Origin of the sequence: Arenibacter hampyeongensis, assembly GCF_002909255.1 — a bacterium.
GTDB classification, from domain to species: Bacteria; Bacteroidota; Bacteroidia; order Flavobacteriales; family Flavobacteriaceae; genus Arenibacter; species Arenibacter hampyeongensis.
In genome coordinates, this window is record NZ_PIOB01000001.1 from 71,115 (window position 1) to 85,360 (window position 14,246).

Genomic DNA, 14,246 nt, shown 5'->3' on the forward strand with positions numbered 1-14,246 from the left:
CACATCGCTATGAACAATTTAGAAAAAAGTATTAAGATCGTCTTGGCCGTTGCATTCTTTCTATGTCTTCTTAATATGCCCTACGGATATTACGAATTGGTAAGATTTGCGGCACTAGTTGGCTTTGGCATTTTAGCCTATGACGCGCACAAGAAAAACAATATGACCCTCGTAGTTGTATATGCTGCCCTTGCCCTACTTTTTCAGCCGTTTATTAAAATTGCATTGGGACGCATGCTGTGGAATATAGTGGATGTCGTAGTTGGGCTTTTTTTACTGATCAGTCTAATCATAAAGAGGGAGAACAAAAGCTAGATAAGAAGAAATCTCCTTCTTTAATAAAGTTAAATAAAAACACTATTAATATCCCTATGCGGAAAGCCACAATTGCATTTTAGAAACTTTAACCTTATTTGTTGAGTTCAATCCAAATAGACGTATAAACCAATTCATTTTAACGAAACAATATAATATGAACTTACCCAGCTTTTTTATCGATGATTCCGAATCCTTGAAATATGAAGAAACCATTGATTTCTTTATGTCTTGGACCATACGTTGTGCTGATGAAAAATACTGAAATGGAAACAAAAAGGTTTATGAAAGTTCCCGAAAAATTGTATGTAAATTAATAGGTGAAGAATACTCTGATAAGCATCAATTTTCAAATATAGAAGTTTGGAAGCAACATCAGAATATTGACTTGTGGGTGGAGTTCAATTTTAATAGCCAGGAGTATGCACTTATAATCGAAGATAAAATGTATTCGGGTGTCCGACATAATAAATTAGTTGACAATCAATTAAGTAGATATAAAGGAATAGTGAAAGACCACTATTTGAATAGTCCATCAAGAATTGATAAATACGTTCTTTTACGACCAGACTATGAATCGGAAAAAAAAGATGAACAATTTATTGAAGCATCTAGTTTTAAGTATCTCAATTTAGAACAAATTGCCGATGTCCTGGATTCTGAAAAGACAGGCAACGAATTGTTCGATGAGTTTTGGTTTAATTGGACCAAGGACAGCCAAGCCAAAAGAGAAAAAATTAAAGGATAGGACAATATGAAAAACTAAATGTAAATTAATAGATTGGAGTTGGTAGCAATTCAGAATTAGACAACTATGGAAAACCACCAATCCAAGTCAAAAATTTTCCCCTTTTTAGCAGCTAAATTAGGCAAGAGTTTTATTCTAAATGGATATCTTTAAAACCAAATTGAATTAGTAAACCCAATTAATGACAGAACAAAAAGCACAACTGGAACAACAACTCTGGAACATTGCCAATACCCTTCGCGGTAAAATGGATGCCGATGATTTTAGGGATTATATATTAGGTTTTATTTTCTACAAGTACCTAAGTACAAAAATGGATCTGTACGCTAACCGTATTCTTAAACCCGATGGATTAACCTTTCAGCAAGTAGAAGGTCATGCGCAAGAGGCTGCGTTCATGGAGGCCATTAAAGATGCCGCCTTGGATAAACTCGGTTATTTCCTATTACCCTCAGAATTGTTTAGCGAACTCGCACGAAGGGGAAATGGTGGAGGAAAGCACCAATTTATTTTGGGAGACCTTGCCAAAGTACTGAACCATATAGAACAAAGTACCATGGGTACCGATAGCGAAGATGACTTTGGCAACCTGTTCGAAGATCTGGATCTTACTAGTTCCAAGCTGGGTAAATCTGAAAACGACAAAAACGAACTTATTGTAAAAGTCCTTACCCATCTCGATGAAATAGATTTTGATCTGGAAAATACTGAAAGTGATGTCTTAGGAGATGCTTATGAATATCTAATAGGGCAATTTGCCAGCGGCGCAGGTAAAAAAGCAGGAGAGTTTTACACCCCACAACAAGTATCCAATGTGTTGGCACAATTGGTAACCCTGGGCAAAGACAAATTAAAATCTGTTTACGATCCCACCTGTGGATCAGGTTCCTTGTTATTGCGCGTGGCCAAACAGGTAAAGGAAGTAAGTGGATTTTACGGGCAAGAAATGAACCCAACTACGTACAACTTGTGTAGAATGAACATGATCATGCACGATGTACATTACAAGCGGTTCGATATTAAAAATGAAGACACCCTAGAGCGACCACAACATATAGACCAACGTTTTGAAGCCATAGTAGCCAACCCGCCATTCTCTGCCAAGTGGAGTGCTAGTCCCTTGTTTATGAGCGACGACCGTTTTGCTGCATATGGCAAACTGGCTCCGAGTTCTAAAGCCGATTTTGCCTTTGTACAACACATGGTACACCAGTTGGATGATAACGGCACCATGGCTGTAGTGTTGCCACACGGGGTATTGTTTAGAGGAGCTGCCGAAGGGCACATCCGTAAATTCCTTATAAAAGACCGTAACTATTTAGACGCCATCATAGGCCTCCCGGCCAATATTTTTTACGGTACCAGCATACCTACTTGTATATTAGTATTAAAAAAGAATAGGTCCCAGAGTGGAGCCGAAGGGAACATCTTGTTTATAGATGCCAGCCAGCATTTTGAAAAGGTGAAGACGCAGAACATGCTACGCGAAGAAGACATTGCCAAGTTAATTGACACTTACAAGCTTTATTCCAACGGGGACTTTAGGGAAGCCCAAATAGAAAAATACAGCCATGTAGCCCCCTTAAAAGAAGTAAAAGAAAACGACTACAACCTTAACATCCCGCGATATGTGGACACTTTTGAGGAAGAAGAACCAGTAGACCTGGCAGCCGTTTCTAAAGAACTTAAGGCCATAGATTCTGACATGGCAACTACCGATGCCACCATAACTGATTACTGTAACCAATTAGGAATAGACACCCCGTTTTAATGGCAGTACAAAACACAAATAATACAGTTATCGTGATGAGGAACGACGACGCAATCATACCAAACCAAGCGTCATTGCATGATACAAAGCAATCTGCTTCACTAACCCCAAAACTACGTTTTAAGGAGTTTGAACGGGAAGCCAGATATAATTCATATAAAAAATATATATTCAATGAAATTTTTCTCTTTGCTACAGGTAAAAATATAAAGCAGAGAGAAGCTGCTCCAGAATTCAAAATTCCTTGTGTTAGATATGGAGAACTATATCATATGTATAATGAGGTGATTTATGAAATTATTAATAGAACTAATCTAGATAAATCAGAACTGCACTTTAGTAAGGGAGATGAAATTTTACTCCCTTCAGCAGGTGAAGACCCTTTGGATATTGGCTCAGCTTCGGCTTTAACTATTGCAAATGTAGCTATTGGTAGAACTATTAATATATTAAAACCTAAGAAAGATAACATTTATTCACAAATCTATGCATCATACTATATCAATGAAAAGTTAAGAAAGAAAATATCTACTCTGGCTAAAGGTTCTAGTATAAGTAATGTATATAATTCTGATTTAAAAAATTTAGAAATAATACTTCCTAATCTCCCCGAACAACAAAAAATAGCGACCTTTTTATCTGCAGTAGATCAAAAAATAAATCAGCTAAGCAAAAAGAAAGAATTGTTGGAGCAGTACAAAAAAGGTTTAATGCAACGACTCTTCTCTGGTAAATTAAGATTTAAGGATGACGAGGGGAAGGAATATCCGGTTTGGGAAGAGAAGAAGTTAGGAGAGGTAATGCAAATACCCAAAAAAGTGAAGCCAAAAAACTTTGACATCAACAAATTGCTTACTGTTAAGCTACATACTAAAGGATTGTTTAAGAACAATAACACTGAAAGTTTAAAACTAGGAGCTACTATTTATTTTGTAAGAAAGAAAGGCCAATTTATTTATGGTAAGCAAAATTTATTTAACGGTGCTTTTGGTATAATACCTGATAAATTCGATGGATTCTGTTCATCAGGTGATATTCCGTCAATTGAGTTTAAACAAAAAAAAGTGATTCCGAAATTTGTCTTGCTTTTTTTAAGTCGGAAAAATTACTACTCTAAACTAGAAAATATAGCTAGTGGTTCAGGAAGCAAGCGTATTCATGAAAATACTTTTCTTGAAGTTGAAATTAATTTCCCTTGTATAGAAGAACAACAAAAGATATCCAATTATTTATCGGCCATAGACACCAAAATAGAAAGTGTCAACCAACAAATAACCCAAACCCAAACCTTTAAAAAAGGGCTATTGCAGCAGATGTTTGTGTAGTCATTGTAAGCGAAACAGCGTGGCAATCTGCTGGTTGAGAACATCAAAGGAACAGATTGCTTCGGCCAAAGAGCCTCGTAATGAAGAATAAGAGAAACAGTAATAAAATGACTTCGACCATATTTTTAATTTGTTTTAATTGTTTGCATTTCAATGAAATTGAAGGTGGTTGTAAGGCATTTGGCGAAAATATTCCTGATAGGATTCTACGAACAAATAAACATGCCAAACCACTAAAAGAACAAACAACCTTGTATACACACCAAAAGACCAAACACTATAATTAAATAATCCAGCAACTAGAAGCACTAATAAATTATGCTAAAAAAATATGAAAAATACCTTTATTAATAACGAAATATGGATGCTCACCTATGGGGCCTCTTTTCAAAGAGCATATGCCTATACTGAGAATGCTTCTGAAGTAACAAAAGGATATTTTAAGAACATGACCTCTGGTCTTATCAATAATATGTTGGATCAATATAAAAAAGGGAACGTTTCTGATGATCAGCATATTGAAAACATAGAAGCTGTTAGAGATAATAGCAGGAATTTTTCTGAAATATTTACTGGAGGGGAAATCAACTTTGGTATATCCCAAAAAATTCTCAACCTCTATTTAAAATACCAATGGTGCTTGGGAAACATTCCTGAGCCACCTCATTTTCCAGTAGACAGGATTATTCAACAAAAATTGAACAGACATGTTGAAAACACTACAATGGTCTCTCTTCAAATAGAACCTTGGACACGTTTTAAAGATGAAACACATTATTTAAAGGTCATCAATTTTTCTAGAGAGTTGGCAAAACTAGATTCCTCCGTTCATAACCTAACACCAGCCAATATAGAATTAACCTTATTCCAAAGAAGATAAATGACACAGACAACGGAAGCTGTTTATAAAAACGCAAAGAGAATTCTAGGTAGTGCCAATCAGATACTGAAACATCAACAGGAAATAGCTGTACTTAAAGGAGAAACCTTCAATCTGTTTTCTATCCTAAAAATGGAAAGTAAAGAAAACGACACCCATTCCGCCTTTCTTGGGGAATTGCTAAATCCTAATGGTTCGCATAATTTTGGTGCTTCCTTTCTTCAATTGTTTTTAAATCAAATTGATGACGAAACTTTAGATGCTGATTCATCAAAGGTGATTCTAGAATACCACATTGGATTAAATAATCACGATGAAAAAACCGGAGGTAGAGTTGATATTTATATTAAGGATGGCTCAGAGAATACAATTTGCATTGAGAATAAAATTTATGCCAATGATCAGCCAAACCAACTAAAGCGGTATGCCAACCATAATAAAACAAAAAATAAGGTGTATTACCTCACACTTAACGGAGATGATGCCTCTAATGGAAGCAAAGATGATTTAAAGATAAATGAAGATTATACATGTATATCATATCATACAACTATCATTGATTGGCTAGAAGCATGTTCTAAAGAAGCTTCTGACCAACCTATATTAAGGGAGACTATTAAACAGTATATTATTTTACTTAAAAAACTAACCAATCAACTTTCAGACGCTAAGATGGAAAAAGAAATTAAGGACCTAATTATTACGAATTATACTGCTGCAAAGACTATAAGTAGCAACATTGAATCCGTTGAGCTGGAATATACCAGGTTGTTTTTAATCGAAATAGAGCAAAAATTAAATGAAACTTTAAATGACAGACATAAGGATTGGACTATAGAAGTAAGTGAAGATTTAAATGTGATATGGAGTGGTATTAAAATTTTCCACAAAAATTGGCGTCAAAATATCTATGTGCAACTACAAGGCAACAACAAAATACATTCTTCAGATACTGGATATGGCCTAGTTACGCACAAAAGTTCTATTCATAGATTGGAGATTGAAAGTGAATTAAAAAATAACATCATATTTGAAACTGGTTTCAAAAGCAAAGAGTATTGGCCTTTTTATAAATTGATTTTGTGGTTTGGTAGTACAGAGGAAAGAGCTAAATTATTCGACAAAAATCTGCGAAGTGAACTTGTCACATTTACCGTTGATAAATTGGTTGAAATATCCAGAGTTTGCGAAAGACCACTTTCAGAGCTTAAATAAAGTAAACCTTTAAAAAAGTACTGCAGCAGATAAAAACGTTAATTTCAAAAAGGGTACTACTTTAGCAATAGTGTCAAATTAAAAGGTATGCAAGAGATTATCATATATGAGGCAATAGGCAACCAAATTGAAGTTCAGGTTCAGTTTGATGGTGAAACAATGTGGTTAACCCAAAGCCAATTATGCGAATTATTTGAGCAAACCAAACAAAATATTAGCTTACATATTAATAACTGTTTTAAAGAGGGGGAGCTGGATGCCGATTCAGTTGTCAAGGAATCCTTGATAACTGCTTCAGATGGTAAAAAGTATAGAACAAAAAGTTACAACCTAGATGTAATTATATCTGTTGGTTACAGGGTTAAATCGAAAAGAGGAACACAATTCAGGATATGGGCCAACCAGGTCTTAAAAAACTATTTGGTACAGGGGTATGCCATAAATGAAAAACGTCTTCAGCAAAAAACCCATCAACTGGAAGCACTTAAAAAAGTAGTGGCCCTACAAGAAAGGGTACTAACAGATTATACCTTGGACACCAATGAAACCCAAGGATTAATACATGTTATAAGTCAATACAGTAAGGCACTGGATATACTTGATGATTACGACCACCAGCGCTTAGAAATCCCTAAATCAAAGCAAAAGGAAGTCTTCAAAATTAGTTATGATGAAGCAAGAAAAGCCATTGACCAATTAGGAAAACAAACTCATTTTAAAGGATTGTTTGGCAAAGAAAAAGATGACTCCTTTAAAGGGTCGCTAGCCAATATTTATCAAACATTTGATGGAAAAGACCTATATCCTTCTTTAGAAGAAAAGGCTGCACATTTACTCTATTTTGTAGTTAAGAACCATTCCTTTACCGATGGCAATAAAAGAATAGCCGCATTCTTATTTGTTTGGTTCCTGGAACGAAATAAACTGCTTATTAACAAACAAGGTTTTAAATGCATAAGCGATAATACATTGGTAGCATTAACATTGATGATCGCCGAAAGCCATCCAGGCGATAAGGATATGATGGTAAAAGTCATAACTAATCTATTAATTGAAAATTAGCTATGACCAAACAACCCGAAACCCTGTTAGAATACAACTTAATCCAACAACTGCTTGGCTTGGGGTATACTTCCGTAAAAGTACCAGATGGCGAAGCATTGGTGACCAATCTTAAATCGCAACTCGAAGCCTTTAATAAGGCAACCTATACCGATAAAGAGTTTGATGCCATCCTTAATCATTTGGCCAAAGGCAATGTGTTTGAAAAAGCAAAGACCCTAAGAGACCGTTTTAGCTTTACCCAAGAAAATGGGGAGGTGTGTTATGTGCGCTTTTTCAATTCAGAGAATTGGAACAACAACCTGTTCCAGGTCACCAATCAAGTTACCCAGGACGGTTCCTTCAAAAATAGGTATGATGTTACGCTATTGGTCAATGGCCTGCCGCTGGTCCAAATAGAACTAAAACGTAGAGGGCTGGAAATTAAGGAAGCATTCAACCAAATAAATCGCTATCAACTACATTCGTTCTGGAGCAATCATGGTCTGTTTCAATATGTGCAGTTGTTTGTTATTAGCAATGGGGCAAATACCAAATATTTGGCCAATAACAAATTACAGTCGGTAAAGCAAACCTTCTATTGGGCCGATAAAAACAATAGAAACATTACCGAGCTTCCCCATTTTACTTCCGATTTTCTAAACCCCAATCATCTGGGCAAAATGATTGCCCAATATGTAGTAATGAACGAAACCTACAAAAACATGATGGTGCTTCGCCCCTATCAATACTTTGCGACGGAAGCCATTATTAATCACGTAAAAACGAGCACAGACAATGCCTATATATGGCATACCACGGGATCCGGGAAAACCTTGACCTCCTTTAAGGCGAGTCAGATCCTAATGGATGTTCCAGAGGTATACAAAGTAGTATTTGTAGTAGACCGTAAAGATTTGGATTACCAAACCATGAAGGAATTCAACGCATTTAAGGATGGCAGTGTAGATTCTACGGATAACACCAGTAGTTTGGCAAAGCAGTTTCTTGGAAAATTCAAGGATAAAAAGGGCGTACGCAAAGATTCGGACTTGATCATCACCACCATTCAAAAACTGAACAACGCTATAACCGGTCACCACGGAACCAAGTTGGAACATTTAAAGAATGAACGTTTTGTGTTTATTTTTGATGAGTGTCACCGTAGTCAGTTTGGGGATACGCATGCCAGAATAACCGAGTTCTTTGCCAAAAGTCAGTTGTTTGGCTTTACCGGCACCCCTATTTTTGCGGATAATGCTTCCAAAAACGATTTGGGTAAACGCACTACAAAAGATCTGTTTGGTTCCTGTTTGCATAAATACGTAATCACAGATGCTATAAGGGATGAAAATGTATTGCGATTTGGTATTGAGTATGTCGGAAAATACAAAAACAAGAGTCAAACATTTGTTGATATTGAAGTAGAGGACATCGATAAAAAGGAGGTGCTGGATTCCACTAAGCGTTTGACCACAATTGTAGATTACATTATTGCGCACCACAATCAAAAAACATTTAATAAGGATTACTCTGCCCTATTTGCTGTCAGTGGAATAGATAACGTTATTAAGTATTACGACATCTTCCAACAAAAAAAGGAAGCTGGAGAGCACGATCTGCGTATAGCCACCATATTTACCTATGGAGCCAATGAAGACAATGAAGATGCCCAAGATTTTTTACCAGGTGATGAAATTCTTGCGGCTGCAGAACCAAAACTGTCCTATAGGGCCAGCCATACCCGGGATAAACTGGAAGGCTATATCGGGGATTACAATAAAATGTATAATACCAGCTTTACCACAAAGGACAGTCAGCAGTTTGAAAACTACTTTAAGGATATTAGTAAGAGGCTAAAGGAACGGGAGAAAGAAACCTTTAATGACGAAAAGGACAGATTGGATATTGTTTTGGTGGTAAACATGATGCTTACCGGTTTTGATGCAAAAAAGGTAAACACCTTATATGTGGACAAGAATCTAAAACAGCACGGTTTAATACAGGCCTTCTCACGTACCAATAGAATTTTAGGGGAGCAGAAGTCGCAAGGAAACATATTATGCTTCCGCAACCTTAAAAATGCGACGGATGATGCCATCACCTTGTTTTCGAACAAGGATGCTATAGAAGTAGTTATCATGCCGGATTATGAGGCCATTGCCGAAAAATTTGATGAAGCATTAAAAAATCTAAGGGAAATTGCACCAACCTTCCTGAGTGTTGACGATTTGAAAAGCGAGGAGGACGAAGCAGCATTTGTGCAGGCCTTTAGAAAGCTTATGAGGAATATGAACGTTTTGCAATCCTACACTGATTTTGATTGGAACGATCTACCGATAGGGGAGCAAGAATTTGAAGATTACAAAAGCAAGTACCTTGATCTTTATGAAAAAGTAAAACGGGATACAGCAAAAGAAAAAACATCTATTCTGGATGATATAGATTTCGAATTAGAACTCATCCACCGTGATAGAGTCAATGTCGCCTATATTCTAAAACTGCTGGCCAAACTGAAGGACACAAATACCTCAGAGGCCAAAGCTCAGAAAAAGGCTATTATTGATTTGTTAGGTGGCGACATCATGCTGCGCAGTAAGCGAGAATTGATTGAAAAATTCATTGAAGAAAACCTACCCAAGATTGACAATGTTGATAACATTCAGGAGGAGTTTGAAACCTATTGGCAGGAACAAAAAGTACTTGCACTGGGCAAGATTTGCGAAGAGGAACACTTGGACAAAGCACAGTTTAAATCACTCATCGATACCTATATTTATAGCGGTCAGGAACCCATTAAGGATGACGTTTTTAAATGTTTGGACAATAGGCCAAGTATTTTAAAAGCAAGGGAAATAGGCGAACGAATCCTGTCCAAAATGAAGGAGTTTGTCCAAGTCTTTATTGAAGGGATGACTGGGTAAAATCGAATTGAAACAACCCTTGTCAGTTATTCCCATCATTCCCCCCATCAAATTATCTAGACCACCTCATTGCATTAGGGCTTTTTCCAAGTTCTACAAATGAAAAATTTTTCTTCCTACTAATCACCACACTTCACAACATTTCTTGTATTGCGGTTAACCGCAATGCTTTTTTCGTTTTTACCTCTACATTGCCTTTTTAAAAACAACAAGGTATCATTAATGTTCCCTGTTTATGATAGTTGGCTACACTTTGCGAAACTGAGGTTGGTCGCAATTATATATTCCGAACTTAATATTTATAATAAGATATGGACAAAATAACTGTAAAAAAACTAATTGACTTTCGTAATAAATCTGAACGATCAAAGAAGACCTTTGCAAATAACCTTAAACAAGATAAGAAATCTGAAAACGCCTCTGGAGGAGATTATTGGATAAGTAGTTTAAGCACAATCAGTAATATTTTTAAAACTAATAATACCGACCTATTCGCTGATAAGATTGAATTATTATACAATAAAATTGAAAATTCTGAAGACAAAAGAACCAAATTGATGTTCCAACGGAATATTGATATTTTATACAGCTTTGAGGATTTTGATTTTCATAATATCAAACCAAATTTGGATTTGGAATTTCTAAAAAAACCAGAATCTAAATCAATAATTGATATTCAAGGTTTTCCTATCCATGTAAAACCCAATCACGTTTTTACATTTCACAATAATGGTAATTATGAAATCGGGGCTATATGGTTTATAGCAAAATTACAAGGGTATAAAAGAGTTGAGTTAGGAATGTTCGCCGATGTCCTATATAGGTATTTAACTAAAAACTACTCGAAAGATTATAGTGTTAATCTCTCTTATTGTTGTGCAGTAGATGTTTCTAATGGCCATGATGTTAACTACACAAATATCCAAAAAGGTGAAATTCCAATCCTAATAGACCAAACAATAGAAGATATAAAAACAACTAAATAAATTATGGATGCATTTTTAGGATTTTTAACTTTTGTTCTTTTCATTGCTTTAATAGTTGGTCTAATTAAACCTTCAATTATACTAAGATGGTCAAAAAAACCTACAAGAATAAAACTCTTTGGATTTTGGATTCTGGCAATAATTACTATAGCAATAATTGATGCTCTTAGCGCAAGTGCTGATGATCGTGCTAAATCGAATATTACATCTGCGCATAAGCATATTGTTAAAGGTTTATATGAAAACGCTATATCAGATTTAAAAAATATCAAAAAAGAAAATTCGTTTTATGAAGAGGCGCAACAGCTTCTCAAAAAGACCGATAGTTTAATAAAAATAACCGAGGAAAATAAATTACTGGCAAAAGAAGCGGAAAGAGCAAAATTAAAGGAGGATGCGCTAACAAACCAAAAGGAACAGCTTGAACGTGAGCTAAATTCCGTTAACGCGGGCGTAGATTTTTCGAGCTATCGAGAAACAGTGGAATCATTACAAATTGAACTTATTTTATTTGGTACTTGGGCCAGAATTATAACTGATGGAGAAAAATCAGAAAATTCTGAAATTCAAAAATTGGCTAAACAACTTAAACCAAAAGTGGTGAAAATGCAGTTAAAAGAATTTCCGATTTTAAGAAAAGAATATTCGAAAATAGTTGCTGCAAAATTATGGGAAAATGACATCGAAGTTTCAGTTAGCGGCAGTGGGAATAAGCACATAAATTTTTCAGGTGGAATCTTTGCTGCAAATAAGAACAAACAAGAATTTCAGAAACAAATAAACGAAGTAGTAACTATGTTCAGATTTAATCAAGCTAGGTACAGATGGTACAAGGGAGCGGATGAATATACCTATTATACTATGTATGTGGGCAAGGATTCTGATTTATATCTTAATGAGAAATAAAAGCAAGCATAAGAAATTAAAATGATATGACCAGAACCTAATTCACATAGCTACCAATTTCGATAATTTTTATTATTACTGAATCCAATTACCGATTATTATGAAAAAAATTACCTTACTATTTTTACTTGTCATCACTTTTTTAGTCCCAAAGAATACACAAGCCCAAGATAACGGAGCTGCTATAGCAGCTGGAGCGGGAGCTTTGTTAGCCATTGGTGCAGGTATAGCAGCGGTGGAGCAGATGAAGGAACGCGCCGAGTTAACGGCAACCGAATGGATTCTATCCAATAATCCGGAATTGGTAAATTTTTCCTTACAAACCCTTGATTTCAATGGTAAAAAATTAAAGGACATGTCAGAAACATCGGTAATCTCCTTTAAAATCCAAGAATTTGTTCCACAGGACAAACCAGAGTTGGATGGAAAAAAACAAATTTTGCTTGGCTTTACCAGCTATGGTTGGATAAATGAATTCGGTATCGACTTTGATAAAGTCCGCTGGTTTTTAATAGATTCCAAAGAATGGATCAAAATGATGACTTCCTATACCAAGGTTGCCTCGGGAGAAAAAAATGACAATTTTGTTAAAGAACAATTGACCAATGGGAAAATTGTAAATAAAGGAATAAAAGTAAAAAGCAAAACTATAATCCCATTTTATGAACTCTCGGGTGACATGTATGTAACTACCGATTACAATGAAGACATGAAATTTATTTATAATGAAAAATCCCTGGGTATTTATTTGAAGGAAACCAAAAATTTAATTCAAATTAAAAGGGGTAATATTATAGAAATACATGATTTCTTTTTTGATGAATAATTGAATATTTTCAAAACTTAAAAAGCATTAGTTCAGTTTGAACTAATGCTTTTTTACGGTAATTAACTAATTATGACTTTGGTCGGCGGCATAATACTTTTAGGGATAGTCATAGGAATAGCCCGTGCCTATCCCAAAACCAGTATTTTAATTGCCTTCGTACTCCTTATTTGCTACGTAAACAGTGATGCTGAACCTACTCCGGAAAAGCAAACCAACATTTCCAAATCCATAGAAAGTCCTAGCAGTTCCAGCCGTATCCAAGAAAATCCGGGCAATTACTACAGGCCCAATACCCTAGAGAATAAAAATGATTTTAATTATACGCCCTCGATTGAAACTTCAACCAAGACAAAAACCAATACTACAAAAATAAGAATCGGAGCGGTTTGCAACGATGGAACAACTTCTAGGGCAACGGGAAGAGGTGCCTGTTCACATCACGGAGGGGTTTCTTATTGGCTTTATGAATAAACTTGGCCCAATGCAAAGTCCAACTACCTAATCTGAGAGCCCAATCTCCAGGGAATCCTTGCTTTTATCCAAAGCATAGGTCTGAAAGATATGGTCCGTTACATTTTTTAAGGCTTTCTTATTTTCAGGATGATAGCCGTGATAAGTGAAAAACTCTACTTTACCATTCGATTTGTCATACCAAAGCTCTTTACGTTTCTCCTTTCTTTCCAATAAGGAATCAATTTCTGTAATTCTTCTAAGATTTTTTAAAATTAATGCATTAATAGGTATTTCCATGGGATCCCCTGTGCATACGGTTTGCTCATAATGATTCTCTCTCCATATCATGCAATTTTGCTCCTCCTTTACAAATCCAAAATAAGTTAAACAAGTAATAGTGATTGCCGAAAAAACTAATATTAAAGCCTCTTTATATTTTTTAAATACTCCTACATCATTTACTTCCACTTTTTCTTCATTCTTTTCTTCAGTTGAGACTTCTATCTCCGATGGATGCTCTGCAATAAAATGGGCATAATCCTTAAATCCCAAATATTGACAAAAACACTTGATCAGTTGAGGTTTCAGATCTTCATTATTAGCCTCTTCTTTTTCAATATAATTCGTGTAATAGTCCCGAAGTGTCCTTTCATTCAAGGAGTATTTATAATTCTCCTGAAGCATATCCGAAAGATGTGTCGCCAATCTCGTTTTCACTGGAGACCCAATTTCTCCTTCAGCTTTTTCAAAAACAAGTGTTATTAATTTTTTAGACATAGCTACTATTACCAATACCCTCTAAAACTACTACAAATTTGGAAATTCCATGGAAAAAAACTGCTGGAATTTCTTT

The 14,246-nt window shown here is 35.5% G+C and carries 13 protein-coding genes; 12 read left to right on the plus strand and 1 reads right to left on the minus strand.

Features of this window, described 5'->3' with window-relative positions:
* Positions 1 to 9 precede the first annotated feature (9 nt).
* The 12 genes from CWD91_RS00290 (at position 10) to CWD91_RS00350 (ending at position 13,411) form a co-directional block, all read left to right on the plus strand.
* Positions 10 to 315, plus strand: coding sequence for a DUF6804 family protein (locus tag CWD91_RS00290; RefSeq protein WP_103438964.1), 306 nt, complete (start codon positions 10 to 12; stop codon positions 313 to 315).
* A gap of 394 nt (positions 316 to 709) precedes the next feature.
* The gene (locus CWD91_RS00295; protein WP_157943686.1) at positions 710 to 1,063 is read left to right on the plus strand and encodes a hypothetical protein; all 354 of its coding nucleotides are present in this window, start codon (positions 710 to 712) and stop codon (positions 1,061 to 1,063) included.
* A gap of 181 nt (positions 1,064 to 1,244) precedes the next feature.
* On the plus strand, positions 1,245 to 2,834 hold the full coding sequence (locus tag CWD91_RS00300; protein WP_103438966.1) for a type I restriction-modification system subunit M: 1,590 nt from the start codon (positions 1,245 to 1,247) through the stop codon (positions 2,832 to 2,834).
* Complete coding sequence (locus CWD91_RS00305) at positions 2,834 to 4,159, plus strand: restriction endonuclease subunit S (protein ID WP_103438967.1); 1,326 nt, start codon at positions 2,834 to 2,836, stop codon at positions 4,157 to 4,159. Before CWD91_RS00300 ends, CWD91_RS00305 begins: the two co-directional genes overlap by 1 nt.
* A gap of 331 nt (positions 4,160 to 4,490) precedes the next feature.
* Positions 4,491 to 5,039: a hypothetical protein gene (locus CWD91_RS00315; RefSeq protein WP_103438969.1), complete on the plus strand. Its 549-nt coding sequence runs from the start codon at positions 4,491 to 4,493 to the stop codon at positions 5,037 to 5,039.
* On the plus strand, positions 5,040 to 6,254 hold the full coding sequence (locus CWD91_RS00320; protein WP_103438970.1) for a PDDEXK-like family protein: 1,215 nt from the start codon (positions 5,040 to 5,042) through the stop codon (positions 6,252 to 6,254).
* Between the two features lie 87 nt (positions 6,255 to 6,341).
* A complete protein-coding gene (rhuM, locus tag CWD91_RS00325; RefSeq protein WP_103438971.1) occupies positions 6,342 to 7,316 on the plus strand; it encodes a virulence protein RhuM/Fic/DOC family protein in 975 nt (324 codons plus the stop codon).
* Between the two features lie 2 nt (positions 7,317 to 7,318).
* Positions 7,319 to 10,219, plus strand: coding sequence for a type I restriction endonuclease subunit R (locus CWD91_RS00330; RefSeq protein ID WP_103438972.1), 2,901 nt, complete (start codon positions 7,319 to 7,321; stop codon positions 10,217 to 10,219).
* Positions 10,220 to 10,530: 311 nt separating this feature from the next.
* On the plus strand, positions 10,531 to 11,205 hold the full coding sequence (locus tag CWD91_RS00335) for a hypothetical protein (protein WP_103438973.1): 675 nt from the start codon (positions 10,531 to 10,533) through the stop codon (positions 11,203 to 11,205).
* Between the two features lie 3 nt (positions 11,206 to 11,208).
* Complete coding sequence (locus CWD91_RS00340; protein ID WP_103438974.1) at positions 11,209 to 12,111, plus strand: hypothetical protein; 903 nt, start codon at positions 11,209 to 11,211, stop codon at positions 12,109 to 12,111.
* Positions 12,112 to 12,211: 100 nt separating this feature from the next.
* A complete protein-coding gene (locus CWD91_RS00345; protein WP_103438975.1) occupies positions 12,212 to 12,937 on the plus strand; it encodes a hypothetical protein in 726 nt (241 codons plus the stop codon).
* 72 nt (positions 12,938 to 13,009) lie between these two features.
* On the plus strand, positions 13,010 to 13,411 hold the full coding sequence (locus CWD91_RS00350) for a DUF3761 domain-containing protein (RefSeq protein ID WP_103438976.1): 402 nt from the start codon (positions 13,010 to 13,012) through the stop codon (positions 13,409 to 13,411).
* Positions 13,412 to 13,438: 27 nt separating this feature from the next.
* On the opposite strand, the gene CWD91_RS00355 is transcribed toward CWD91_RS00350, so the two are convergent.
* Positions 13,439 to 14,170, minus strand: a complete 732-nt coding sequence (locus CWD91_RS00355; RefSeq protein WP_103438977.1) for a hypothetical protein — start codon at positions 14,168 to 14,170, stop codon at positions 13,439 to 13,441.
* Positions 14,171 to 14,246: the final 76 nt, after the last annotated feature.

Excerpts from the sequence above, each read along its gene's own strand:
- CWD91_RS00290 (WP_103438964.1), top strand. The coding sequence starts at position 10 with ATGAACAATTTAGAAAAAAGTATTAAGATCGTCTTGGCCGTTGCATTC.
- CWD91_RS00300 (WP_103438966.1), top strand. The coding sequence starts at position 1,245 with ATGACAGAACAAAAAGCACAACTGGAACAACAACTCTGGAACATTGCC.
- CWD91_RS00305 (WP_103438967.1), top strand. The coding sequence starts at position 2,834 with ATGGCAGTACAAAACACAAATAATACAGTTATCGTGATGAGGAACGAC.
- CWD91_RS00315 (WP_103438969.1), top strand. The coding sequence starts at position 4,491 with ATGAAAAATACCTTTATTAATAACGAAATATGGATGCTCACCTATGGG.
- CWD91_RS00320 (WP_103438970.1), top strand. The coding sequence starts at position 5,040 with ATGACACAGACAACGGAAGCTGTTTATAAAAACGCAAAGAGAATTCTA.
- rhuM (WP_103438971.1), top strand. The coding sequence starts at position 6,342 with ATGCAAGAGATTATCATATATGAGGCAATAGGCAACCAAATTGAAGTT.
- CWD91_RS00330 (WP_103438972.1), top strand. The coding sequence starts at position 7,319 with ATGACCAAACAACCCGAAACCCTGTTAGAATACAACTTAATCCAACAA.
- CWD91_RS00335 (WP_103438973.1), top strand. The coding sequence starts at position 10,531 with ATGGACAAAATAACTGTAAAAAAACTAATTGACTTTCGTAATAAATCT.
- CWD91_RS00340 (WP_103438974.1), top strand. The coding sequence starts at position 11,209 with ATGGATGCATTTTTAGGATTTTTAACTTTTGTTCTTTTCATTGCTTTA.
- CWD91_RS00345 (WP_103438975.1), top strand. The coding sequence starts at position 12,212 with ATGAAAAAAATTACCTTACTATTTTTACTTGTCATCACTTTTTTAGTC.
- CWD91_RS00350 (WP_103438976.1), top strand. The coding sequence starts at position 13,010 with ATGACTTTGGTCGGCGGCATAATACTTTTAGGGATAGTCATAGGAATA.
- CWD91_RS00355 (WP_103438977.1), bottom strand. The coding sequence starts at position 14,170 with ATGTCTAAAAAATTAATAACACTTGTTTTTGAAAAAGCTGAAGGAGAA.